This is a genomic window from Halorubrum aidingense JCM 13560 (assembly GCF_000336995.1).
In the GTDB taxonomy this organism is placed as follows: Archaea; Halobacteriota; Halobacteria; order Halobacteriales; family Haloferacaceae; genus Halorubrum; species Halorubrum aidingense.
The window spans coordinates 17,667-39,575 of record NZ_AOJI01000026.1; the positions used below are offsets into that span (position 1 = coordinate 17,667).

Annotated in this window: 23 protein-coding genes and 2 tRNA genes; 12 read left to right on the plus strand and 13 right to left on the minus strand. The window is 67.4% G+C overall.

The window, feature by feature from the left end; translation table 11 throughout:
* Positions 1-90: 90 nt before the first annotated feature.
* The 7 genes from C461_RS10370 to C461_RS10400 all read right to left on the minus strand — a co-directional run bounded on the left by C461_RS10370 (position 91) and on the right by C461_RS10400 (position 7,763).
* Entirely contained in the window at positions 91-1,500 is a 1,410-nt protein-coding gene (locus C461_RS10370) for an ABC transporter ATP-binding protein (protein ID WP_049906570.1), read from the minus strand.
* Positions 1,487-2,566 carry an ABC transporter ATP-binding protein gene (locus C461_RS10375; RefSeq protein WP_008001010.1) on the minus strand — a complete coding sequence of 360 codons (1,080 nt, stop codon included), beginning with the start codon at positions 2,564-2,566 and terminating at the stop codon, positions 1,487-1,489. The genes C461_RS10370 and C461_RS10375 overlap by 14 nt, the downstream gene beginning before the upstream one ends.
* Complete coding sequence (locus C461_RS10380) at positions 2,566-3,618, minus strand: ABC transporter permease (RefSeq protein ID WP_008001011.1); 1,053 nt, start codon at positions 3,616-3,618, stop codon at positions 2,566-2,568. Before C461_RS10380 ends, C461_RS10375 begins: the two co-directional genes overlap by 1 nt.
* Positions 3,611-4,567: an ABC transporter permease gene (locus C461_RS10385; RefSeq protein ID WP_049906539.1), complete on the minus strand. Its 957-nt coding sequence runs from the start codon at positions 4,565-4,567 to the stop codon at positions 3,611-3,613. Before C461_RS10385 ends, C461_RS10380 begins: the two co-directional genes overlap by 8 nt.
* A gap of 95 nt (positions 4,568-4,662) precedes the next feature.
* Positions 4,663-6,420, minus strand: coding sequence for an ABC transporter substrate-binding protein (locus C461_RS10390; RefSeq protein ID WP_049906572.1), 1,758 nt, complete (start codon positions 6,418-6,420; stop codon positions 4,663-4,665).
* Positions 6,421-6,928: 508 nt separating this feature from the next.
* A tRNA-Thr gene (locus C461_RS10395) sits at positions 6,929-7,000 on the minus strand.
* Positions 7,001-7,103: 103 nt separating this feature from the next.
* Positions 7,104-7,763, minus strand: a complete 660-nt coding sequence (locus C461_RS10400; RefSeq protein WP_008001016.1) for a DUF7114 family protein — start codon at positions 7,761-7,763, stop codon at positions 7,104-7,106.
* 59 nt (positions 7,764-7,822) lie between these two features.
* Between C461_RS10400 and C461_RS10405 the strand changes: the two genes are divergently transcribed.
* The 3 genes from C461_RS10405 to C461_RS10415 all read left to right on the plus strand — a co-directional run bounded on the left by C461_RS10405 (position 7,823) and on the right by C461_RS10415 (position 9,996).
* Positions 7,823-8,518, plus strand: a complete 696-nt coding sequence (locus C461_RS10405) for an enoyl-CoA hydratase/isomerase family protein (RefSeq protein WP_008001017.1) — start codon at positions 7,823-7,825, stop codon at positions 8,516-8,518.
* 139 nt (positions 8,519-8,657) lie between these two features.
* Positions 8,658-8,728 (plus strand) — tRNA-Gly (locus C461_RS10410).
* Between the two features lie 101 nt (positions 8,729-8,829).
* Entirely contained in the window at positions 8,830-9,996 is a 1,167-nt protein-coding gene (locus C461_RS10415) for an inorganic phosphate transporter (protein ID WP_049906541.1), read from the plus strand.
* Between the two features lie 80 nt (positions 9,997-10,076).
* Here C461_RS10415 and C461_RS10420 read toward each other — a convergent pair whose 3' ends face one another.
* Positions 10,077-10,739, minus strand: a complete 663-nt coding sequence (locus C461_RS10420) for an undecaprenyl diphosphate synthase family protein (protein WP_008001019.1) — start codon at positions 10,737-10,739, stop codon at positions 10,077-10,079.
* Positions 10,740-10,849: 110 nt separating this feature from the next.
* Between C461_RS10420 and C461_RS10425 the strand changes: the two genes are divergently transcribed.
* On the plus strand, positions 10,850-11,419 hold the full coding sequence (locus C461_RS10425; RefSeq protein ID WP_008001020.1) for a hypothetical protein: 570 nt from the start codon (positions 10,850-10,852) through the stop codon (positions 11,417-11,419).
* 73 nt (positions 11,420-11,492) lie between these two features.
* Positions 11,493-11,975, plus strand: coding sequence for a DUF5812 family protein (locus tag C461_RS10430; protein WP_008001021.1), 483 nt, complete (start codon positions 11,493-11,495; stop codon positions 11,973-11,975).
* Positions 11,976-12,048: 73 nt separating this feature from the next.
* Here the strand turns inward: C461_RS10430 and C461_RS10435 are convergent, their stop codons facing one another.
* Complete coding sequence (locus C461_RS10435; protein WP_008001022.1) at positions 12,049-12,420, minus strand: hypothetical protein; 372 nt, start codon at positions 12,418-12,420, stop codon at positions 12,049-12,051.
* 179 nt (positions 12,421-12,599) lie between these two features.
* Here C461_RS10435 and secF point away from each other — a divergent pair, with 179 nt between their 5' ends.
* From secF to C461_RS10450, 3 genes are all read left to right on the plus strand, one after another.
* Positions 12,600-13,484, plus strand: coding sequence for a protein translocase subunit SecF (secF, locus tag C461_RS10440; RefSeq protein ID WP_008001024.1), 885 nt, complete (start codon positions 12,600-12,602; stop codon positions 13,482-13,484).
* Positions 13,484-15,073, plus strand: a complete 1,590-nt coding sequence (locus C461_RS10445) for a preprotein translocase subunit SecD (RefSeq protein ID WP_008001027.1) — start codon at positions 13,484-13,486, stop codon at positions 15,071-15,073. Before secF ends, C461_RS10445 begins: the two co-directional genes overlap by 1 nt.
* Positions 15,074-15,288: 215 nt before the next feature.
* Complete coding sequence (locus C461_RS10450) at positions 15,289-16,032, plus strand: TMEM165/GDT1 family protein (protein WP_049906573.1); 744 nt, start codon at positions 15,289-15,291, stop codon at positions 16,030-16,032.
* On the opposite strand, the gene C461_RS10455 is transcribed toward C461_RS10450, so the two are convergent.
* The 3 genes from C461_RS10455 to C461_RS10465 all read right to left on the minus strand — a co-directional run bounded on the left by C461_RS10455 (position 16,029) and on the right by C461_RS10465 (position 19,028).
* Positions 16,029-16,811 carry a ribonuclease HII gene (locus tag C461_RS10455; RefSeq protein WP_008001030.1) on the minus strand — a complete coding sequence of 261 codons (783 nt, stop codon included), beginning with the start codon at positions 16,809-16,811 and terminating at the stop codon, positions 16,029-16,031. The two genes, C461_RS10450 and C461_RS10455, sit on opposite strands and share 4 nt — an antisense overlap.
* A gap of 77 nt (positions 16,812-16,888) precedes the next feature.
* Positions 16,889-17,260 carry a 30S ribosomal protein S8e gene (locus C461_RS10460; protein WP_008001032.1) on the minus strand — a complete coding sequence of 124 codons (372 nt, stop codon included), beginning with the start codon at positions 17,258-17,260 and terminating at the stop codon, positions 16,889-16,891.
* Between the two features lie 133 nt (positions 17,261-17,393).
* Positions 17,394-19,028: a potassium channel family protein gene (locus C461_RS10465; RefSeq protein WP_008001041.1), complete on the minus strand. Its 1,635-nt coding sequence runs from the start codon at positions 19,026-19,028 to the stop codon at positions 17,394-17,396.
* Between the two features lie 111 nt (positions 19,029-19,139).
* Here C461_RS10465 and C461_RS10470 point away from each other — a divergent pair, with 111 nt between their 5' ends.
* The 4 genes from C461_RS10470 to C461_RS10485 all read left to right on the plus strand — a co-directional run bounded on the left by C461_RS10470 (position 19,140) and on the right by C461_RS10485 (position 21,240).
* Entirely contained in the window at positions 19,140-19,526 is a 387-nt protein-coding gene (locus C461_RS10470; RefSeq protein ID WP_008001044.1) for a winged helix-turn-helix domain-containing protein, read from the plus strand.
* Entirely contained in the window at positions 19,523-19,801 is a 279-nt protein-coding gene (locus C461_RS10475) for a DUF7521 family protein (protein WP_008001046.1), read from the plus strand. Before C461_RS10470 ends, C461_RS10475 begins: the two co-directional genes overlap by 4 nt.
* A gap of 100 nt (positions 19,802-19,901) precedes the next feature.
* Positions 19,902-20,603 (plus strand): helix-turn-helix domain-containing protein, encoded by a 702-nt coding sequence (locus C461_RS10480; protein WP_008001048.1) that lies wholly within the window; start codon positions 19,902-19,904, stop codon positions 20,601-20,603.
* Between the two features lie 91 nt (positions 20,604-20,694).
* Complete coding sequence (locus tag C461_RS10485) at positions 20,695-21,240, plus strand: DUF1684 domain-containing protein (RefSeq protein WP_008001049.1); 546 nt, start codon at positions 20,695-20,697, stop codon at positions 21,238-21,240.
* A 99-nt stretch (positions 21,241-21,339) separates the two neighbouring features.
* On the opposite strand, the gene C461_RS10490 is transcribed toward C461_RS10485, so the two are convergent.
* Positions 21,340-21,741 carry a hypothetical protein gene (locus C461_RS10490; protein WP_008001055.1) on the minus strand — a complete coding sequence of 134 codons (402 nt, stop codon included), beginning with the start codon at positions 21,739-21,741 and terminating at the stop codon, positions 21,340-21,342.
* Positions 21,742-21,909: the final 168 nt, after the last annotated feature.

Genomic DNA, 21,909 nt, shown 5'->3' on the forward strand with positions numbered 1-21,909 from the left:
CGACCCTAGGAGAAGGTGGAAAGAAAGGGTTACGGCGAGCGGTCGAGCACGCCTCGCTCGCGAATTCCCGGTCGGTGTGCCGACCGCGATTCAGTCGTCCGCGTGGCCGCGCTCGTCGTCGGCACCGGTACCGGCACCGGCGCTCACGCCGCTGTCGGCGGCCGCCTCACCGGCGGCGTCGAACGTCTCCGTCGTTTCGTCGAAGCGGTCGTCGTAGCGGAGACACGCGATCTGGTGGTCGGTGCCGGCGTCGTAGCCGGTCGGGTGGATCTCAGCGCAGGGCGTGGTGAATGCGTCTTCGAGCAGCGTCAACGCCGCCGCGATCCGCCCGTCGTGGAGCGTGTCGATCGCCTCGCGGACGGCGTCTTCGGAGGCGGCGTCGGACAGCTCCGCCGGCAGGTCGAACTCTTTCCGGACCATCCGCCCGAACACCTCTCGAGACGCCGTCTCGGGGTCCGCGCGCGAACCGGAGACGTCGTCCGCCAGCTCCGCGGTCACCGACTCGACCGACTCCGCCTGCCGCGCCCGGAGCTTGAAGTCCATGATCGAGCGCCAGACGTCCTGTGAGAGGTCGTAGTCGCCGTCGCGGATCACCTTCGGACACCGCGTGTGGAACCGGCAGCCCGAGGGCGGATCGAGCGGCGACGGGACGGTCCCGGACAGGAATATCTGCTCGCCCTCCCACAGCGGGTCGGGCTCGGGGATCGCCGAGAGTAACGCCTCCGTGTACGGGTGTGAAGGCGGCTCGAACACGTCGCGCGTGGGACCGACCTCGGCGATCTCGCCGAGGTACATCACGGCGATGCGGTCGGAGATGTGCTCGACGACGCTGAGGTCGTGCGCGATGAACACGTACGAGAGCCCGAACTCGTCTTGTAAATCCTCCAAGAGGTTGAGGATCTGCGCTTGCACGCTCACGTCGAGCGCCGAGACCGGCTCGTCACAGACGATCACCTCGGGGTCGACCGCGAGCGCGCGGGCGATCCCGATCCGCTGGCGCTGCCCACCCGAGAACTCGTGCGGGTAGCGGTTGGCGTGGCTCGGGTTCAGCCCGACCGTTTCGAGCAGTTCGTAGATCCGCTCGGTCCGGTCGTCGCCGGACGCGATGTCGTGGATGTCCAGCGGCTCGCCGATGATGTCGCCGACGGTCAACCGCGGGTTCAGACTGGAGAAGGGGTCTTGGAAGATGTACTGGACGTCCTTCCGGAGGTTCCGGAGTTCCGAGCTCGACAGCTCGGTGAGGTCTCGTCCCTTGTAGTAGACGGAGCCGCCGGTCGGCTCGATCAGTCGGAGCATGCTCCGGCCCAGCGTCGTCTTGCCGCAGCCGGACTCGCCGACGACGCCGAGGGTCTCGCCCTCGTACAGCTCGAGGTCGACGCCGTCGACCGCCTTCACCCACTGCGACCGGCCGAGCAGCTTGTCGATGAACCCGCCCGTCGAGTCGTAGTACTTCTCTAAGCCGTCGACGCGCAGGATCGGTTCGGCGTCACTCACGGGAATCGCCCTCCACGTACTGCGAGACGGCGTCGTCCGCCGGCCCGTCGACTTCGACGGAGTAGGTGAGCCCCTGCGAGAGTCCCTCGGTGTACTCGATACAGGCCGCGGCGTGCTCGGTGTCGAGCGTCGCCTCACGACCGGTCTCGACGTCGGTGAGGGCCGGTTCGGTCCGGGTGCACTGCTCCTCGGCGAACGGACACCGCGGGTGGAAGCTACAGCCGGAGGGCAACTCGACGAGGTCCGGCATCGTGCCGGGGATGGTCTGGAGCCGGTCGCGCCCGTCGCCGACCCGCGGGATCGAGCTCATCAGCCCGACCGTGTACGGGTGCTTCGGGTCGTAGTACAGCTCTTCGACCGACGCCTTCTCCACCGGCTTGCCGGCGTACATCACCATGACGCGGTCGCACACCTCGGCGATGACTCCGAGGTCGTGGGTGATGAGCTGGATGGCGGTGTCGAACTCGTCGGCGAGTTCGCGCAGTTCGTCGAGGATCTGCGCTTCGATCGTCACGTCGAGCGCGGTCGTCGGCTCGTCGGCGACGATCAGATCGGGGTCACACGACAGGGCCATCGCGATGATCGCCCGCTGTTGCATCCCGCCCGAGAACTCGTGCGGGTAGTCCGAGAACCGCGCTTCGGCCTCGGGAATCCCGACGCGGTCGAGCAGTTGGATGGTCCGATCGCGCGCCTCTTCGGGAGTGTAATCGAGGTGGTGTTCGATCGCCTCGGCGATCTGACCGCCCACGGAGTACACCGGGTTCAACGCGGTCTGTGCGTCCTGGAAGATCATCGCGATCTCGTTGCCGCGGATCGACCGGATCTCCGATTCGGACATCTCCAAGAGGTCCTCGCCTTTAAACAGGATCTCGCCGCTCTCGATCTGTCCGGGGCTGTCGATGAGCCGCAGCACGGAGAGCGCGGTGACGCTTTTGCCCGCGCCGCTCTCGCCGACCACGCCGAACTTCTCGCCGCTCTCGATCCGATACGAGAGGCCGTCGACGGCGGTGACGACGCCCTCCTGCGTGTAAAACCGGACCGTGAGGTCCTTCACTTCGAGCAGCGGGGCCATCAGTCTTCACCCCCGCGGCCGACGCCGGTCTGTTGTGCGTCCAACGCGTCGTTGATTCCGTCACCGATCATGTTCATCGACATCACGAATACGAAGATCGCCGCACCGGGGAACACCGTCGCCCACCAGGGGATCTGCCCGTCTGGGCCCTGAATCAGGGTCTCTCGCGTCGCGTCGAGCATGGTCCCCCACTCGGCCGTGCTCGGGTCCATCCCGAGTCCTAAGAAGCCGAGCGCGGCGACGCCGATCACGACGCTTCCGATGTTGAGCGACGCCAGCACGATGAGCGGCGGCATCGCGTTGGGCGCGATGTGCCTGAAGACGACGGAGCGGTCGCGCGCGCCGAGCGCCTTCGCCGCCATGACGTACTCGTTCTCTTTGATTTTCAACACCTCGCCGCGGACGAGCCGGCCGTAGCCGGCCCAGCCGAAGAGGCTGAACGCCAACACGAGCTGCCAGTAGCCACCGCCGAGAATGGCGACGATGATGAGCGCCAGGATGAGCCCGGGGAACGCGAATATCGTGTCGACGATCCGCATCATCAGCTCGTCGACGTTGCCGCCGTAGTACCCGGAGACCGCGCCGTATATCAGCCCGATCGACGCCGTCAGTCCGACGACGATGAAGCCGATGGAGAGGCTGTACCGGCCGCCGACGAGGATCCGCGAGAACAGGTCGCGGCCGGAGCCGTCGACCCCCATCGGGTAGTCCCACGACGGCGGGTCGTACGTGCTCACGGACGGGTCCTGGAGATACAGGATCGTGGTCGGGTCGTACGGCGCCAGCGAGAAGGGCTGCACGACGACACCGAACACCGAAATGGGCCGGGCGAACGTCGCCGCGAGCGCCATCAGCACGACGATGACCAACGCGCCCATCGCCGATCGGTTCCGTTTGAACCGCTGCAGCCCGCGACGCCAGCGGCCGACCGTCTCACCGCTCGTTCCGTCCGTCCAGTCGGAGAGGGGATCCCGCTCCGTGACGCGGTCGGAGTCGAATCCGGTGACCCGGATCCGACCGCGCTCGTCGTGTGTCTGTCGTTTCTCAGTCATATCTGATCCTCGGATCGAGCGCCGCGTACACGATGTCCGCGACGAGGTTCGCGAGAATGACGAAGAAGCCGGTGAACAGCGTGATAGCCATCACCACGTTGATCTCGCGTTGGTTGATCGCGTTGATGAACTCCCGGCCGAGCCCCGGCCAGTTGAAGACGACCTCGACGACGACCGAGCCCGCGACGATGGACGCCGTGAGCGTCGCCGCCAGCGTGACCACCGAGATGAGCGAGTTGCGGAGCACGTGTTTCAAGATCACCGTTCGCTCGGGGAGCCCCTTCGCGCGGGCCGCCGTGACGTACTCCTTGTTCAGCTCCTCGGTCATCGACGTCCGCATCACGCGCATGATGCTCGCCGCGGACGCGGTGCCGATCGTGACGCCCGGCAGTATCAGGTACCACAGCATGTCCGGGTGGTACAGCGGCTGTCTCGACGGCGGTAACACGGGGAACAGCCCGAGGTACAGCGAGAATATCAGGATCAACATGAGTCCGAGCCAGAAGTTCGGAATCGAGATCCCCGACAGCGCGACGAAGCGGCTGACGGTGTCGCCGAGTTGGTCCTTGTTGACCGCCGCGTAGATCCCGGCCGGGATGGCGATCACGAGCGCGAACGCCCAGCCGAAGAGGCCGAGCGCGATCGTCTCGGGGAGGCGTCGCCACACGATGGCGGACACCTCGCGGCCGGTTCGGAGTTCCTGGCCGAAGTCGCCGACCAGCACGTTCGAGATCCACGTGAGATACTGCTCCCACACCGGACCGGAGAGGCCCCAGCGCTCGCGGAGGGCGGCCTCCTCGGCCGCGCTCACGTCTGGGTTCAACGCGACCAGTTGCGTCACCGGGTCGCCGGGCGTGAGGTGGAACAGTCCGAAGGTGATCACCGAGACGCCGAACATGATCGGGATCACTGATAGTGCGCGTTTCAGGATGAAACGTTGGAGGCTCATCGTCGCTTGGTCACCGTGAGAGGGTCATTTGTCAGTAGATGGGTGCGGTTGTCGGTCGTTTCGAAACGGAACCGGGTGTCGAGCGCGGCGGCGAGTTAGTTTTCCGCGGCGATCTCCTCGAGTAGCTCCGCGGCGCGCTCGGGGTCGTACTCGTTGGTCGGCCGGATCTCGTCTTCTAACGCGTCGTAGTCCGCCGTCCCGCTCCCCTGTGCGAGTTCGGGGAGGTCCGTCCACGCGGGACGGCCGTAGCCGTTCAGGACGTTCTCGACGATCGCCTGACGCGGGATCAGGTGGTTGATCGCCTTCCGGAGACGCGGGTCGTCGAACGGCTCGACGTTGACGGGGTACTGGATGTACTCGTAGCCGCCCGTCTCGACGCCGTAGACGATGTAGTCCTCCGAGGAGTCGAAGTCGTCGAGCGTCGACGAGTTGAGCCCGTACGTGGAGTCGATCTCGCCGTTCTGGAGCGCACCGGATCGAGTGGAATCGTCCGGCACGATCTCGACTTCGAACCCGTCGATGACCGGGCCGTCGGGGAACGCGTCGGAGCCGTCGAACCAGCTGAACGCCTCGGCGACGCCCTGCTGTTCGACCCAGTAGTTGTCGGACTTCGTGACCTCGTAGTACTGCTCGTCTTCGAACTCGGCGAACTCGTAGGGGCCGGTCCCGATGGGGACGTTGTCCTCGCGCGGGTCGAGGCTTCCCTTCTCGATCTCGGCGAGCTGGTTCGCGTTGAGTACGAGGATGCCGGGCAGCTCGCGCTCCGCCTCGGCGTCGGCGATCTGCGCGTACACGTCGACCGTGTACTCGTCGACTTCGACGGCGGTCAGCACCGAGTCGAACGTCTGGGGCGCCAGCTGCGAGTTCTCGTAGTACTCGTAGGTGGCGACGACGTCCTCGGCGGTCATCTCGTCGCCGTTGTGGAACTCGACGCCCTCCTGGAGGGAGTACCGGTAGTGCATCCCGTAGGTGCCGTCCTCGGCCGCCTCGACGGCGTCGTCGGGGAGCAGCACGCGGACCTCGTCGTCCTCGGCCGGGTTGTCCTCGGGGTGTTGGATGATGATCTGCTCGTCGGTGTCCGGGACGCCCTCCTCGGTCGTCTCGACCGTGCTCATGTAGTCCGCGTAGGCGGTCCGGTCGATGTCGGTCGTGTCGAGCAGCTCGTAGCTCTCCGCGAGCCACGGGTAGATGTTGCCCTCGGTGTCGTTCGCGACGAGGCTCTCGAAGAGGAAGTTCTGTGCCAGCGTCGACGTCGTGTCGCTGCTGTGCGGCGGGTCGAACGACTCGATGTTCGCGCCCACCGCGATGGACAGGGTGCCGCCCTCGACGAGGTCGGACAGCTCGGAGTCGCCCGCGGCGGTGTCGCGGTCGATCCACATGATCTGCTCGTCCTGCGGCGCGAACATGTTGTAGCTGTACATGCCCTCCTGGAACGGCCACATCTCGAACCCGTGCACGTCCGTGTTGGAGACGGACGTCTCCAGATCGAAGTGCGTGATCGAGCTGTATCGCTCCTCGGCGAGGTAGTTCCAGACCTCGTCGTACCGCTCGGCGCGGAGCGCGTTGTCCTGTGCGACTTCCTGACCGTACCGCGCGGAGTCCATCAGCTCGTCCAGTTCGGAGTCGCTGATCCCGTTGAGGTTACAGCACGCGCCGATGTTATCGGAGTGGTGGAGGGCGTTACAGAAGCTCTCCGGGTTGAAGGTGCCGGACAGCCCGATACAGGGAATGAACCCGTTGTCCTGGTACTCGGGGTCGAGGACGCGGCCGACGTACGTGTTCCACTCGTACGTCTCGATTTCGGTCTCGAAGTACTCGGTCTGCTCCATCGATTCGGCGATGAGCTCGACCATCTGCACGCGGTCGCTGTTGTCCGCGTTCACTTCGAGCTGCACCTGGAGGGGGAACAACCCGTCGCCGCCGCTTCCGCCGTCGCTGCTTCCGTCGCCGCTCCCGTTACCGCTTCCGTCGTCGCCGGAACCGGACTGATCGCCGCAACCGGCGAGGCCGACGGCACCGGCCGCCCCGATCGTGGAGAGAACATTACGTCGATTGATCGTCCGGCTCTCACCGGAATCTTCGTGCCGACTTGGCATACCACAAACAACAACCAATCACTATAATAAGTTACGAAAGATTCGGGCGTCAGATTTTGGGCCGATTTTTACACAGACTGCAACCAATAACGCGATAATATCCAAAAAGATCCGTAACTCTCTCGTCAAGCTGGCAAATATTACGGTACAAAAGATCATTAACGACTGTCAGATTACGGGCGACGCCACCAGACGGCCGACCGATCGCGAACTGTCGACAGACAACACGCTATCGCTCGTGGGAGGACAGACGAGACGCGCAGAAAGCCTAGGCCGGGATTTGAACCCGGGGTCTCGTCCTTACCAAGGACGCGCTTTACCGCTAAGCTACCCAGGCGCGTAACTCCTCGTTGACCGGAGCTGACTTTATGGGTTTCGATCCCGGGGCGTCTCGTCACGGAGACGCACGCCGGAAAGTCGCCGCCGTCGGTCGGTCCCGATCACCGATCCGTCGCGCTGACGGCGCGGTCGGAGATGTCGGCGATCCGGTCGGCCGTCGCGTCCGGGAGCGCGCGGCCCGACGGCGGGAATTCGCCGTCGTAGTCGGCCGCCAGCTCGCGGGCGTACGCCAGCAGTTCCTCGGGCGGATCGCCGCCGACGGCGGTCGTCCCGGCGACGACCGCGAGTTCGAGGGCGTCGATCTCCAAGTTCCGGTCGAGCGCGGTCGCCGCCGCCGGGTCGGTCTCGTCGCGGAGCGTCTGGTCCCGGCCGAAGCTGCGGACCACTTCGACGGCGGCCGCCGCCGCGTCGGTGCACGCGAGCAGCGAGAAGCCGCGAGAGACGAGCACGTCGGCGGTGAGCACGTCCATGTCGGCCTCGATGTCGGACTCCTCGGTGGCCGCGGTCACCCACGGCTCGGCGTGAGCCACCGAGCGGGTGAGCCGGAGTCCCTCGTAGATGAGTTGGACGCCGGCCGCGCGTTCGACCACCTCTGACGGGTCGATATCGGGGTCGAGCGCACGGGCGGTAACGAGCGCCAGCACGCCGGGCGTGACGGCGGCATCAACGATACGGGTTTCGAGGGTCTCGCGCAGTTGTTCGGGCTCGACGTCCGCGAGCGCCTCGCGGGCTGCGTCGCGCGCTCGCGCGGCATCGTCCATTGTCGTCGGATACGCGAGGGAGGGGCAAAGACCTTTGGAAACGAACGGGATCCACGCACGTGATCCGCACCCGAGACGAGGAGACCGTCCGTACCGTCACGATCGATCGGCCGGAGCGCCGAAACGCGCTGCAACCGGACGATCTGAACGCGCTCCGCACCGCCGTCGACACCGCCGCACAACCGGTCACCTACCTCCGCGGCGCCGGCGACGCCTTCTGTGCCGGCGCCGACCTCGACGCCGTCGCCGCCCTCGACGATCCCGAGGCGTTCGCCCGCGCGGGACAGCGGATGACCGCCGCGATCGCCGAGAGCGACACCGTCGTCGTCTGTGGCGTCGACGGCGCGGCCCGTGGCGGCGGCGTCGAACTCGCGCTGGCCGCCGACGTGCGGGTCGCCACGCCCGCGGCGACGTTCGCCGAGCCGGCCGTGGCGTTCGGGCTGTTCGGCGCCTGGGGCGGGACAGTCCGGCTGCCGCGAGTGATGAGCGAAGGCGACGCCCTCGAGTTCGCGCTCTCGGGGCGCGTGCTCGACGCCGAGGCGGCGCTTCGGACCGGACTCGTCTCGCGGATCGTCGACGATCCGCGGGCGGTCGCCGACGAGATCGCGGGCGGGAAGCCGGACGCTCTCCGCGCGATCAAGCACCGCCTGCGCGACCGACGCGACGACGAGCGGCAAGAAGAGGCGGAGGCGGCCGTCTTCGGTGATCTTGTCCGAGCGCACGCGGATGAGATCGCTGCGGAACGCGGGCGGTGACCGGCGCGCTCGTTTCGGTGAGGCGGCGTCGACGACGCGCCGGCACGATCCACCGCGGCGAGAGCGACGGGCGGCGCCAGCGTCGGTCGAATGTGACAGATTTAAGTGAGCCTCGGTCCAACGTGGAGATGCGAAGCACGCACCGGTAGTGTAGTGGTATCACGCAACCTTGCCATGGTTGCAACCCGAGTTCAAATCTCGGCCGGTGCACTTCCTGCGGTCACAGCGTCACTAACCTTTTAAATACGACGCCGCCGTCGACGGAGCGGAACCTGTTCGTTTAACCCTGCGTGTCCTGTTAGTGTTGATATATGGTTGAAGTCCTCCTTCTTATCGGATTCGTGGTCGCAGCGTTCGTCGGGTACAACATCGGCGGTGCGACGACCGGACCGGCGTTCGGGCCGGCGGTCGGCGCCAAGGTTATCTCGAAGGCGGGCGCCGCGGCGCTGATGTCGATCTTCTTTTTCATCGGAGCGGGCACGCTGGGGCAGCGCGTCGTGACGACCCTGGGAGAGGACCTCATCACCGGCGCGGACGTGTTCACCCTCGAGACGAGCATCATCGTGCTGTTTTTCATCGGCGGCGCGCTGTTCGTCGGGAACTACGCGGGCGTGCCGGCGTCGACGTCGATGACGGCCGTGGGCGCGATCGCCGGACTCGGGCTGGCGACGGGCACCCTCAACCGGGCCGTGATGGGCGAGATCGCCATCTGGTGGCTCGTCGCGCCGATCATCGGCTTCTGGGTCTCGGGCGTCGTCGGGCGGTACTTCTACCCGGCGATCGACCGCTGGGTGGCGATCGAGAGCACCGACGGCGCGCTGTTCGAGATCGACCGCTCCGGCGTCGTCCCCAAGCCGGTCGCGGGACCGAACACCACCCGCCGAGAGCTGTTCGGCGGCGTCGTCGTCATCGCCATCGGCTGTCTGATGGCCTTCTCGTCCGGCACGTCGAACATCGCGAACGCGATCGCGCCGCTCGTCGCGCTCGACGGCGTGGAGATGACGCCGATGATCCTCCTCGGGAGCGCCGCGGTCGCCGTCGGCGCGTTCACCATCGCCCGCCGGACGCTGGACACGCTCGGTAACGATATCACCGAACTGCCGCTCACCGCGGCGATCGTCGTCGCCGTGGTCTCGTCTGGGATCGTGATCAGCCTGTCCGCGGTCGGGATTCCGGCCTCGTTCGTGATCATCGCGACGATGTCGATCGTCGGGCTCGGGGGGGGGCGCGCGACCCGGACCGTCACGGTCAAACAAGGGATCCGCGGCGAGAAGGAGCCGAACGTGTCGGTCGGCGCGCTCAAAGCCGACGAGATGCCCGCGATCGGGGAAGGCGACCCGGCGGACATCCCCTCCGCGGCCGACCTGTTCAATCCCGGGACCAGCGCGCGCGTCGTTCTGATGCAGAACGTCGTCCCGATCCTCTCGACGGTCGGCGCGTTGGGAACGTTCTGGGTGCTGTTCTCGTTCGTCTGGTAGCGGGCCGCTCGGTCGCAGGGGGAGAGGAGAAGAGCGGGGAAGGAATCACAGACGGCCGGTGAGCGCCGATCTGTCGGCACTTACCGACCGAACCGGCGCTGCCGGTCTTGGAAATCCAGCACCGCTCGGAGGTAGTCCCGTTTCCTGAAGTCGCGCCAGTTCACGTCCGTGAAGTAGAGCTCGGCGTACACCGACTGCCAGATGGCGAAGTCGGAGAGCCGCTCGGCGCCCGTCTTGATCACGAGGTCGGGCTCTTCGGGGAACACGAGCCGGTCCGTGATGTCGGTCGCGTCGATCGCGTGGGGGTCGAGCCGCCCGGCGTCGACGTCGACCGCGATATCGCGGACCGCGGCCGCGAACTCCGCTTTGCCGCCGAGACCGACGACGATCCGGATGGGGGCGTCGGCCGGAGTGCGGTCACCGAGCGAGGTCCGATCGGCGGCGTCGGTCGACTCGTCGGCGGCCGCCACGTCGTTCGGGTCCCGGACCACCGCCGGAGCCGGCGTATCGAGTCGGCGGAGCTCGCGCGTGAGCGTCGAGACGACGGCGGCGTCGAGGACGGAGACCGAAACGGTGACCCGCGTCGCACCGTACTCCAGCGCCCACTGGAGCGCCGACGTCAGCGTGTCGAAGGCGCCGTCTGCGAGGAGGTCCCGTTCGGTGAGCACGAGCGCGACGTGCTCGGGAGGATTCCCCTCGTGGAAGCGATGGCGAACCGCGAGATACGCGTCGTACAAACCCACGCGTGTTGCTTCCGCCGCCGCCGTATAAATTTTCACGTCCATGGCCCGGTGTGGAATCCGCTCTTCGCTCCGACAACGGGTTTAATTCGCCGTCGGCCCTACCTTCGGCAATGACCGACAGCTACCGCGGGGTGTTCGGGGCGATTCCCTACGCGATCCGCACCACCGAATCGTGGACGATGCGCCTGTACGGCGTGATCGGTGCGCTCACGGCGGGGCTGATCGCGACGGTCGTCACCCTCGCGCTCGTCGTCTGGATGGCCGAGACCGCGGAGGTACAGAGCGGGACGTTCCTCTTTTCGCGCTCGCTGTACGTGATCGCCGGATTCGTCGCCGTCGCGCCGCTGCTTGCCCCGCTGTTGTTCGTGGCGAGGCGCCACCGACGCGGCGATCCGGTGAAGCCCGGGTACGACCGCAACCTCGCGTACGGCGGATTCGCGTTCCTCGCTTCGCTGTACCTCGGAATGGTCATCTCCGCGCCGGCGGAGCTTCGAGACCCGACCGAGTCCGTCGTCGTCAGCGCCCTGTACGCGCTCCCGCAGCCGGTCGGCGTCGTCCCGCCGCTCGCGGCCGCGTTCTTCGTGTTCTGGACCCACTACCGGCTTCGGCTGCCGGCGGAGGCGGCCGGGGCCGGCGACGCCGACGAGCAGCCGAGTACCGGCGGGGCGGCCGAGCGCTGACCGCTTCCGGAGACGATCCGTCCGCGACGCGGCCTCGAAACCCGGAAAAGGGACGGGCGCCTACGCGACGGCAATGACTGATGACGCCGGAACCGAAAAGGAGAGCACGTTCCTCGTCACGCACGTCGAGAGCGACTCTGCGGTGCTGAAAGACGTCCACGACGGGCAGGTGCACACGCTGGGGTCGAATCCCGACCTCGACGTCGACGACGCCGTCGAGGCCACCGTCGCGCCCGAGCCCCCGATGGAAGTCACCTATCGAGTCGTCGAGGTGACGGAGCGGCGGAGCCTCTCGATCGAGGAGAGCGAGGAGCCCCCGACCGTCCACGAACGCGAACTCGCCGCCGAGACCCCGACCGGAGAGTTGGCACGGGAACCCCGGGCCGGGATCGGCGAGATACACGTGTTGACGCCCCCGGAGTCCGAGACGGAACAGGCCGTCGCGGACGTGGTCGACGATCGTGAGGGGACGCTCTCACGGGCGGCCCGCCTCGGCGTGAACAGGGTCGAGATCCGATCGGATCCGGGGATCGTCAGCGTTCGGTACATGCCGTGAACGGTCGGCATAAGACGAGTTCCGGGTAACGGAGCGGGGCCGGCTTCGGAAGGCGACCGCGGCGCCGTCCGACTCAGTCCCCGTCGCTCCGGACGCAGGTGGGGCCCCCGGCGCTCTGGACGCGCCACCCGCCTCCGACCTCGCCGGCGCGAGGTTCGTAGACGACCGCAGTGTCGCGGGTCACGACCGCCTCGTCGACGGGGTGAGCGGCGTTCCCGTCGGCGTCTTTTCCGACTTCGATCCGTTCCACGCGAAACGGAACGTCGAGGCTGTCACCGCAGCAGCCGACGTCGAGGAACTCCTCGCGAACGTCGCCGACGGCGAGTCGATCGAGGACGCGGGTGAAGTACGCCCGGTAGTGCGGCGTCTCGATCTGGTCGCGGCCCCACCCGCTGAGCCCCTCCGGATACGAGAGCACGACGCGGGTGGCTTCGGGTGGTGTCATGGCGTCACGTAGGGTGTCCAGAGTCCTATCCGTTTCGGCGGAGGCCTCGATCGGTTCGTACTGTTCCGACCCTCCCGACGGCCGTGTTCGGCGTCGACGCGACCGTAGCCAGAATCGGCCGAACGGGACGAATGGGGAGATAAGAAGGCTTATTCGCGCCCGCGAGCGAACCGGTATTTATGGTAGCGATCGAGGTACCGGAGATAAACTACACCGAGTACTCGAACCGGCAACTCGCGGCGATTCCGCTCGCGGTCCTCGTCCTCGCGCTCGCGATCATCGGCGGGTGGTTCCTCGTCACGGGTGCGCCGGCGAACCTCGGGCTGGAGTTCACGGGCGGCGTCGAACTCCGGATCGCCGACGACGGCGACGGGAACATGGAACAGCGAATCGAAACCGCGTTCGATCAGGAGCCGGACTCGGTCCGGTCTATCCCCGCAGACGACGTGTACGTGGTCACGTTCCGATCGGCTGAGGGCGACCCGGACGGACTCGCGGGCGACCTCGAAGCCCAAGCCGACGCGGCCGACCTCTCGACAGAGGCCATCGATCAGGTCTCGCCGAGCTTCGCGTCCGACACGGCACGGACGGCGATCTTCGGCGTCGGGCTGGCGTTCCTCGGCATGAGCGTGCTCGTGTTCGCGCTGTTCCGGACGTTCGTCCCCTCCATCGCGATCGTCGCCTCGGCGTTCTCCGACCTGGTCATCCCCATCGCGGTAATGAACCTGCTCGGGATCCAGATGACGCTCGGGACGATCGCGGCGTTGCTGATGATCATCGGCTACAGCGTCGACTCCGACATCCTGTTGAACAACTCCGTGTTGCGCCGGACCGGCGAGTTCTACGAGTCGGTCAGCCGGGCGACGCGCACCGGGGTGACGATGACGCTCACGTCGATGGCGGCGATGATCGTTATGGCGATCGTCGCCTCCGTCTTCGGTATCGACCTGCTTCGGAATATCGGGATCATCCTCGCGGTCGGGCTCTGTGCCGACCTGATGAACACGTACCTGCTCAACGTCTCATTGCTTCGCTGGTACAAGTTCGAGGGGGTGAGTCGCTGATGCTCGAACCGATCAAAAAGAACTGGCGGATCCTGCTGTTGCTCGTCGTCGTCGTCGCCGCGTCCGTCGCCCTGTTCGCCCCGCAGTTCGGTCCCGAAACCGCACCGGGAGAGAACGCGTCCGAGGCCCAACAGGGGATAACCAACCTCCAGTACGGACTGGATCTCGCCGGCGGGACGCGGGTCCGCGCGCCGCTGCTCGGCCACACCGCCACCGGCGTCGACTTCGGGGGAGACCAACCGACGGACGTCGCACAAAACGTCGCCGACGAGTTAGACGGCGTCCCGGTCCGCGACGTCGGCGCCAACGCCGAAGAAGGCGCGGTCGAAGTCACCGACTCGTCCGTGACGGAATCGGAGTTCCAGGCGGCGATGGACGCGTCCGGATACGCGTACGAAGACGTCCGAAGCGGCGTGACCCAGGAGACGAGAGACGTGGCCGAAAACGTCATCCAAGGGAAGATCAACGAGGCCGGTCTCTCGGGCGGGAGCGTCCAGCAGGTGCAATCGATCTCCGGAGAGTACTTCATCCTCGTCGAAGTCCCCGGGCAGGACAGAAGCGACGTCATCGACCTCTTAGAGGAGCGTGGGACAGTCCAGATCGACATCGCGTATCCCACCGATAACGGGACCGAGGTCCAAGAGGCGGTCCTGACGCAAGACGACTTCGACGAGATCGGTACCGCCGCCGAAAGCGAGCGCGGACCGGGCGCGTACGTGCCCGTGACCGTTCGGAACACGGCGAGCGACGGCTCGCAGTCGCCGGCCCACGAGTTCCAGCAGGCGGTCGTCGACCGCGGGTTCCCGTCGGCGTACAGCTCCAACGCGGCGCAGTGCGACTACGGCGAGAACCCGGACGACGTGAGCAACCCGTGTCTGTTGCTCACCGTCGACGGCGAGGTCGTCAACTCCTTCGGCATGGATTCGGACCTCGCGGCCAGCATGGACCGCGGGACGTGGGCCGACACGGGGAACTTCCGGCTCACCACGGGCGAGTTCGAGAGCGCACAGACGATTTCGATCAACCTGCGCGCCGGTGCGCTCCCGGCCGAGCTGGACATCAGCGGCCAGGGAACCTCCTCGACGATTTCGGCCACGCAGGGGGAGAACTTCCGCACCTACTCGCTGATAACCGGGATCCTCGCGGTGTTCGCGGTCGCCGGCATGGTGTTCCTCCGGTACCGCGAACCGCGCGTGGCGTTACCGATGATCGTCACCGCACTGGCGGAGGTGTACGCCCTCCTCGGATTCGCCGCGCTCGTGAGCTACCCGCTCGAGCTGGCGGTCATCGCCGGTTTCATCGCGGTCGTCGGGACCGGCGTCGACGACCTCGTGATCATCGCCGACGAGGTGATGAGCGAGGGCGACGTGAACTCACGGAAGGTGTTCGACTCGCGGTTCCGCCGAGCGTTCTGGGTGATCGGCGCGGCCGCGGCGACGACGATAATCGCCATGTCGCCGCTGATGGTGCTCTCGCTCGGTGACCTCTCCGGGTTCGCGATCTTCACCATCCTCGGCGTCCTGATCGGCGTGTTGATCACGCGCCCCGCCTACGGCGACATCCTGCGGCGCCTGCTGACGGTCCGGTAAGCGACCGGCTGCGGCCCCCACCGATCGCGGGGGTCAACGCGACTGCTGCTCGCAACCGCACCGAGATACGCGCAAAGCACGCGACCACGGATCGACGCGAGCGAACTCGGGATGCACGCTACCACGACGAGAGAGACGAGTCGAACCGACGCGGAGCGGCCGAGCCGGTGGCTCGCGAGCCGTGCGGGCCGCGCGAGCCGCGCGGGGGCCGCACCGTGACCGGCTACGTCGAGATACTGGTCGTCGCGTTCGTCGCCCAGCTCGCGGTGCTGCCGGGCGAGAAGGTGCAGTTCATGATCGCCGCGCTGTCGACGCGATACGACCCCAAGATCGTCGTCGCGGCCGCGGGCTCGGCGTTCGCGGGCTGGACGGCGGTCGAGATCGCGTTCGGCCGCGCACTGCAGTCTGCGCTCCCCGGCGTCGTCCTCGACGCCGTGACCGCGGCGCTGTTTTTCGCGTTCGCGTACCTGCTGTACCGGTCGATGCCGTCCCGCGAATCGGAAGCGAGTGGCTCCGGGGGTGACGCGGCATCAACGGAGCGGGAGGCCGACCCCGAGGAGAGCGCCGCCGCCTTCACCGCGCTGGAGAGGGTGACGCTACCGGGACCACTGGACCGCTACGCGGGCTCGTTCGGCGGGTTCCTTCCGATTTTCGTGCTCACCGCGACCGGCGAGTTCGGAGATAAGACCCAGATCGTGACGATCGGGCTGGCGGTTCAGTACGGGGCGACCTCGGCCATCTGGGTCGGCGAGATGCTGGCTATCATTCCCGTTAGCCTCGCCAACGCCTACTTTTTCCACACCTTCGCACACCGGTTCGACATGCGACGGGCGCACCTCGCGTCGGCGCTGCTGTTCGCCTTCTTCGGCGCCGACACCGTCCTCTCGATCGTCGCCGGCGTCTCCGTCTGGGAGACGGTTATCGGGACCGTGAGCGGGGCCGCGTCGGGGCTCTTTTAGAAATCGTCGAGCCCGGACTGCTCGGCGGCCGCCAACACGTCGTCGCAGGTCGACCACGAGCGGCGGGCGCAGTCGGGCACCTCGCCGTGGTCGGCGACGTAGTCGCGGAGGAACGCCCGCGTCGTCGCGTCTCCCGGATAGCCGCTGCCGACGGCCGCGTAGTCGGGGTACGTCGCGTCGATCGCGTCCATCCGCGCGTCCCGCGCCACCTTCGCGACGACGCTCGCGGCACCGACGAGCGGATCGTCCTCGTCGGCGCCGTGGGCGGCCTCGACGTCGACACCCGGAAGCGCGCGGCCGCCGGCAGGATCGAGACCGTCGTCGAGGCCCCGACGGTCGTCCGCCGGAGATGCGGGCCCGTCTTCGGGCCAGTCTGCGGGCGCGGTGATGTGCTCTCCCAAACGACGAGCGAACCGCTCCTCGCTGGTGTCTCCCGCGTCGGCGACGACTCGGACCGGCTCGTCGCGGTCGGCGCCGACGAGGCCGCCGTCGATGCTGTCGGCGAGCGCGGCCCGCACCGCCCGGGCCTGCCCCGAGACGGTGAGCGTGTTCATGTCCGTGTCGGGCCGGTCGATCTCGCCGGTATCGACGAACGCGATGCCGACGGCGACAGCGTCGGCGTCGCGGATCGCGGCGTCGAGCGACTCGCGGCGCTCCGGAGTGAGTCGTTTCGAGTCGTCGATACCGGCGGGGAGACTCGACGGGCTCGCGAGAACCGCCGCGGCGACCATCGGCCCGAGCACGGGCCCTTTTCCGGCTTCGTCGACGCCGAGGTACACGCGTCGGTGGTCGCGGTCGAGAAGTAAATACGTTCAGAAAGCGATCGCGGTCGGTCCGGCGAACGGGGCGGGGCCGCTCAGTCGAGGAGGACCGCGTTGACCTGCCCGGACTGGCCGGGGCGCGAGGTGACGCGGGCGCGACCGGCGGAGGTCTCGATGATGGCGCCCTTGGTGATGATGTTCCGGCGGGCGTAGTTGACGTTCGACGGGTTGTCGAGGACGTTCTCGATCTCGGCTTCGGAGACTTCGCCGTCCTGTGCGACCTGCGCGACGTTCGTCGAGAGCGCGCGGACCTTCGACTCGGTGCCGCGGGAGTCGATGTACTGGACTCGGGTCTCGCCGACGGTCGTCTCGGCGGGCTCGCGTCCGAGCTGGTGGCGTTTCTTGTTCGAGGCGTGCTTGAGTCGGCCGCCGGTGCGCTTGCGGGTGGAGCGTCCCTGGTCTTTCATACAGGTACGAACAGCCAGCGAATACTTGAAGCGTTCGACTCGTCGCGGCACCGAGAGACCCGAGAGCGGCGTTCGGGGGCGAACGAGCGGCGACGGTCCGCGGTGACGAACGCCCCGCTCCGTCGGCCTCCCATCACGTGAAGGCCCCCTCGAACGCGTGGATGCCGTCGTCGGTGCCGACGATAACGAGTTCGTCGCCGTGAGCGATCCGGGTGTCCGGGCCGATATCGGAGACCGTCTCGTCTTCGCGGTCGATCGCGATGACGGTACAGCCGGTCCGTCCGCGGACGTTCGCCTCGGCTATCGTCCGTCCCGCGAGCCGGGGGACGCTGGTTCTGACGACCTCGATCTGCTGGTCGAGAGAGAGCACGTCGCGGTTCGCTAACACCGTCGAGGCGGCCATCCGCCCGGTGACCGTCGCCAACGAAAGGACGTAGTCCGCGCCCGCGCGGTGCATCTTCGGCACGCTCGTGCTCTCTTCTACCCGCGCGAGGATCTCCACCTGGGGCGCCAGGTCGCGGACCACCAGCGTGGCGAACTCCGTCGTGGTGTCGTCCGGCAGCGCGAGCACCACCGTCCGCGCGTTCTCGATATCGGCGGCCTGCAGCGTCTCCGGCTTCGTCGCGTCGCCGACCACGTCGACGCCGTCCTTGTCGACGTGGTCGACGACGGTGACCGGGAGGTCGGCGTCTTCGATCGTCTCGGCGACGGTACGTCCGACCTCGCCGTAGCCGACGACGATCGTCGATCCGGCCCCGAACCGCCGGGTCGCAGAGTTGGCGAGGTCGACGAGTCGCTCCAACTGGTCCGACCGCCCGGAGACGAGGAGCACCGTCCCGGCCGACAGCATCGCGTCCGGCGAGGGGGCGGCGTCGAACTCGCCGTTGAACCACGCGCCGATCACGTTGACTCCGGTCCGTTCACCGATCCCGCTGTCGGACAGCGTCGACCCGGCGAGCCGGCTCCCGTGGGGGACGGAGACCTCGGCGAGCTGGAGGGAGTCGCCGATCTCGACCGCCTCGCCGAGGTCGGTCCTGAGGGCGGTCGTCACCTTCGCGGCGAGGCTCCCGCCGAGCAGCGATCGGGGCGAGAGGACTTCGTCGGCGCCGGCGAGGCGGTGGTACCGCTCGCGGTCGGCGTCCTCGACGACGCTGATGACTCTGACGTCCGGCGCGACCTCCTTGGCGGCGAGGACGATGCTCGCGTCGACCTGGTCCGACACGTCGGTCACCAGCGCGCGGGCGGCTGGAAGGCGAGCGGCCTCCAATCCCTCGGTCGACTCGGGATCGGCTCTGATAACGGCGTGATCGGTCTCGTAGAGCCTCACCGCCCGGTCCGCATTCGACTCGACGATCACGTACGGGATCGATTGAGAGTCGAACTCGTCGATGAGCGTGTCCGCCCGCGAAGTGTCGGAGCAGATGACGACGTGTCCCGAGAGGTCGTCTTCCGCTTTCGTCGGCGCCGTCGTCGAGAAGGCGGCCTCGAGAAGCGGCGTCACCACGACCGGGAGCGCACCGATCAGGAGCACCATGCCGACGAGGTCCATCACCGCGATGAACGCGTTCATCTCTTGGCTCTCCCACGGCGCGTCGCCGCCGAACCCCGTCGTCGAGAACATCTCGATCGAAAAGCGGAGGGCCTCGATCATCGTCCGCGTCTCGCCTTCGTAGACCCGCATTCCCCAGCGGTAGAACACGGCGGTAAACACGAGAACGACGAACACGAAGGCGCCGTAGCCGACGACGCGGCGCTTCCACGAATCCATTACGGCGGCGTAGCACGCCCATCCACAAAAGCGGGACGCGTCGGGCGCGAGGATCGCCGAGACCCGATCGGAAGTTCGATGCTTTAAGTCCCGGCGGTCGAACGGTCACGTATGGTGCGGGACCCGTCACGCGAGGAGGATCCGCCGTCGGTCGACGACGTGCTGGACGCGCTGGCCGACGACGCCGCACGGCGGATCATTGCCGCGCTCGCCGAGCCGAAGACCGCGAGCGATCTCTCCGAGGAGTGTGACATCCCTCTGTCGACGACGTACCGGAAGCTGGAGAAGCTCACCGACGCCTCGCTGCTGGAGGAGTCGACCGACATCCGGCGGGACGGACAGCACACGACCCGGTACTCGGTCTCCTTCGAGAGCGTGACCGTCTCCGTCGACGAGGCGGACGGCGACCGCTCGTTCGACGTCGAGTTCACCCGCCCGGAGCGCACCCGGGACGAACGACTCGCGGACCTGTGGTCCGAGCTACGAGAGGAAACATGACTACCCACATCGATCTGCTCATCATCGTCGCGAAGACCGCCATCCTGCTGCTCGGTGGCAGTATCACCTACTACGCGCTCCGCGCGTACGGGCGAACGGGAGACCCCTCGCTCCGAGCCCTCTCGATCGGTTTCGGGATCGTCACCGTCGGCGCGCTGATCGGCGGCGTGTCCCACCAGATCATCGGCACGGATCTGGCCGTCGGGATCGCGATCGACAGCCTGTTGACGGCGGTCGGCTTCGGCGTCATCGTCTACTCGCTGTACGTGGAGTGACCGCCCGGCGACTCGCGGCCGCGGTCGGTCCTGCGATATCGACGTCCGACGAACCCCCGTTTCGGTAGCCTTTTGCGCCGCTCGCCCGTCGAAACCGGTAATGAGCGACGCACGCGAGGAGCTCTCCCGTCGGATCGCCGGCGAGATCACGCTGAGCGACGACCCCGGAGCGACGCTCCGGAAGTGGCGGACCGACTTCGACGTCTCACAGACGGAGCTCGCCGACCAGCTCGGCGTCTCCTCCTCGGTGGTCTCCGACTACGAGAGCGGCCGGCGCGAGAGCCCGGGAATCGGCGTCGTCCGGCGGACCGTCGACGGTCTCCTCGACATCGACGAGCAGCGGGGCGGCGGCCGCCTCCGGCAGTACGCGCGGGTGCTCTCCGCCGGCTTCGAGAGCGACATCGTCCACGACCTCCGGGAGTACGCGACGACGGTCCCGCTGGAGACGTTTTACGAGGCGATGGGCGCGACGGAGATCGTTCGCGGCGATCAGGACCACGTGAACGGCCACACCGTCATCAACTCCATCGAGGCGATCACCCGCCTGTCGAGCGAGGAGTTCTACCGACTGTACGGGCAGTCGACGAACCGCGCGCTCGTGTTCACGAAGGTGACCCGGGGGGAGTCGCCGCTGGTCGCGCTGCGGGTCGTGAGCCCGACGCCGAACGCGGTCGTGCTCCACGGGATCGAGGACGGCGACCTGTGGGACCACGCCGCCGACCTGGCCCGCGTCGACGGGTTCTCGCTGGCGACGTCGACCCGCGACCTCGACGACTGTCTGGCGGACCTCCAGTCGCTGTGACCGGACCGCCGCGAGCCGACGACACCTGCCGTCGGCGTCGGCGACGCCCCGAACCGCACGCCTGAAACCTCCGGCGCTCGTTCGTGTCGGCATGACCGACGACTACGACGAGCGGCTCCGCGCCAACCGTCGCGAGAAAGACGACTTCTTCGACGAGCACCCGCAGTCGCCGATCCCGCCCGAGCACCGCGACGACTTCGACGGGCTCGAATACTTCGCGCCCGACGCCGACTACCGCGTCGAGGCGACCGTGACCGTCCACGACGAGCCGGAGCCGGTCGAGATGGAGACGACCGCGAGCAACCCGGTTCGGTACCTCCGGGTCGTCACCTTCACGTTCGAGATTCGCGGCGAGGAGCACACCCTCGCGGGCTACCGGCAGGAGGGCGACGACGGCGCCATCTTCGTTCCCTTCCGCGACAAGACGACCGGCCAGCAGACGTACCACCGCGGGCGATACATGGAGTTGGAACCCGACGGAGCGCTTGCCGACGGCGACACCGTCACCATCGATTTCAACCTCGCGTACAGCCCGTTTTGCGCGTACAGCGACGCGTTCTCCTGTCCGCTCCCCCCGGAGGAGAACTGGCTGGAGATCGTCGTTCCCGCCGGCGAAAAGGCGCCCGAGTTGGCGTAGTCGCGATCGTCACAGGGCCGCCTCAGGACCGTCACAGGGCCGCCTCAGGACCGTCACAGGGCCGCCTCAGGACCGTCACAGGGCCGCCTCAGGAAAGTCTCACGACGGCGACTCGATCGGCGGACACGGCTTCGATTGGCATTTCGCCCATCGCAGCGCGGCCGCGGCGTCGTTGAACGGCTCGGCCTCGACGCCATCGATGTCCATCGTGCGTTCGAGGTACCGGCGCTTCGGGCGCTCGGCGACGACGGCGAAACGCGTCACGCCGTGTTCGACGGCGATCTGCGCCGCGAGCTGCAGGGTCCGTCGGCCGGCGTCCGAGCAGGGTCGCGTGGTCCGGACGACGAGCACGAGGGCGTCGACCTGGCGTTCGCGCGCGAGCGTTCGCCACCGATCGAGGAGCCCCTCCCCGTCCGCGGGCGAGAGCCCGGTCCCGTGCGGGAACTCGACGACGAGCACCCCGTCGTCGAGTCGCAGTGACCATCGCTCGCTCGATTCCATGCCAACGTCTCTCACCTGTCGGAATATAAACTCACGCCCCAAATTATCACTATTGATTTTTGACGGCCACAGCTGGTACGCCACCAGATAGCGGAGCCGTCGCCGGAGGACGTCGCTCTCTCAGAAATAAACAACACGTCCGCCGGTGCGACGCGTCAGGATATCGGC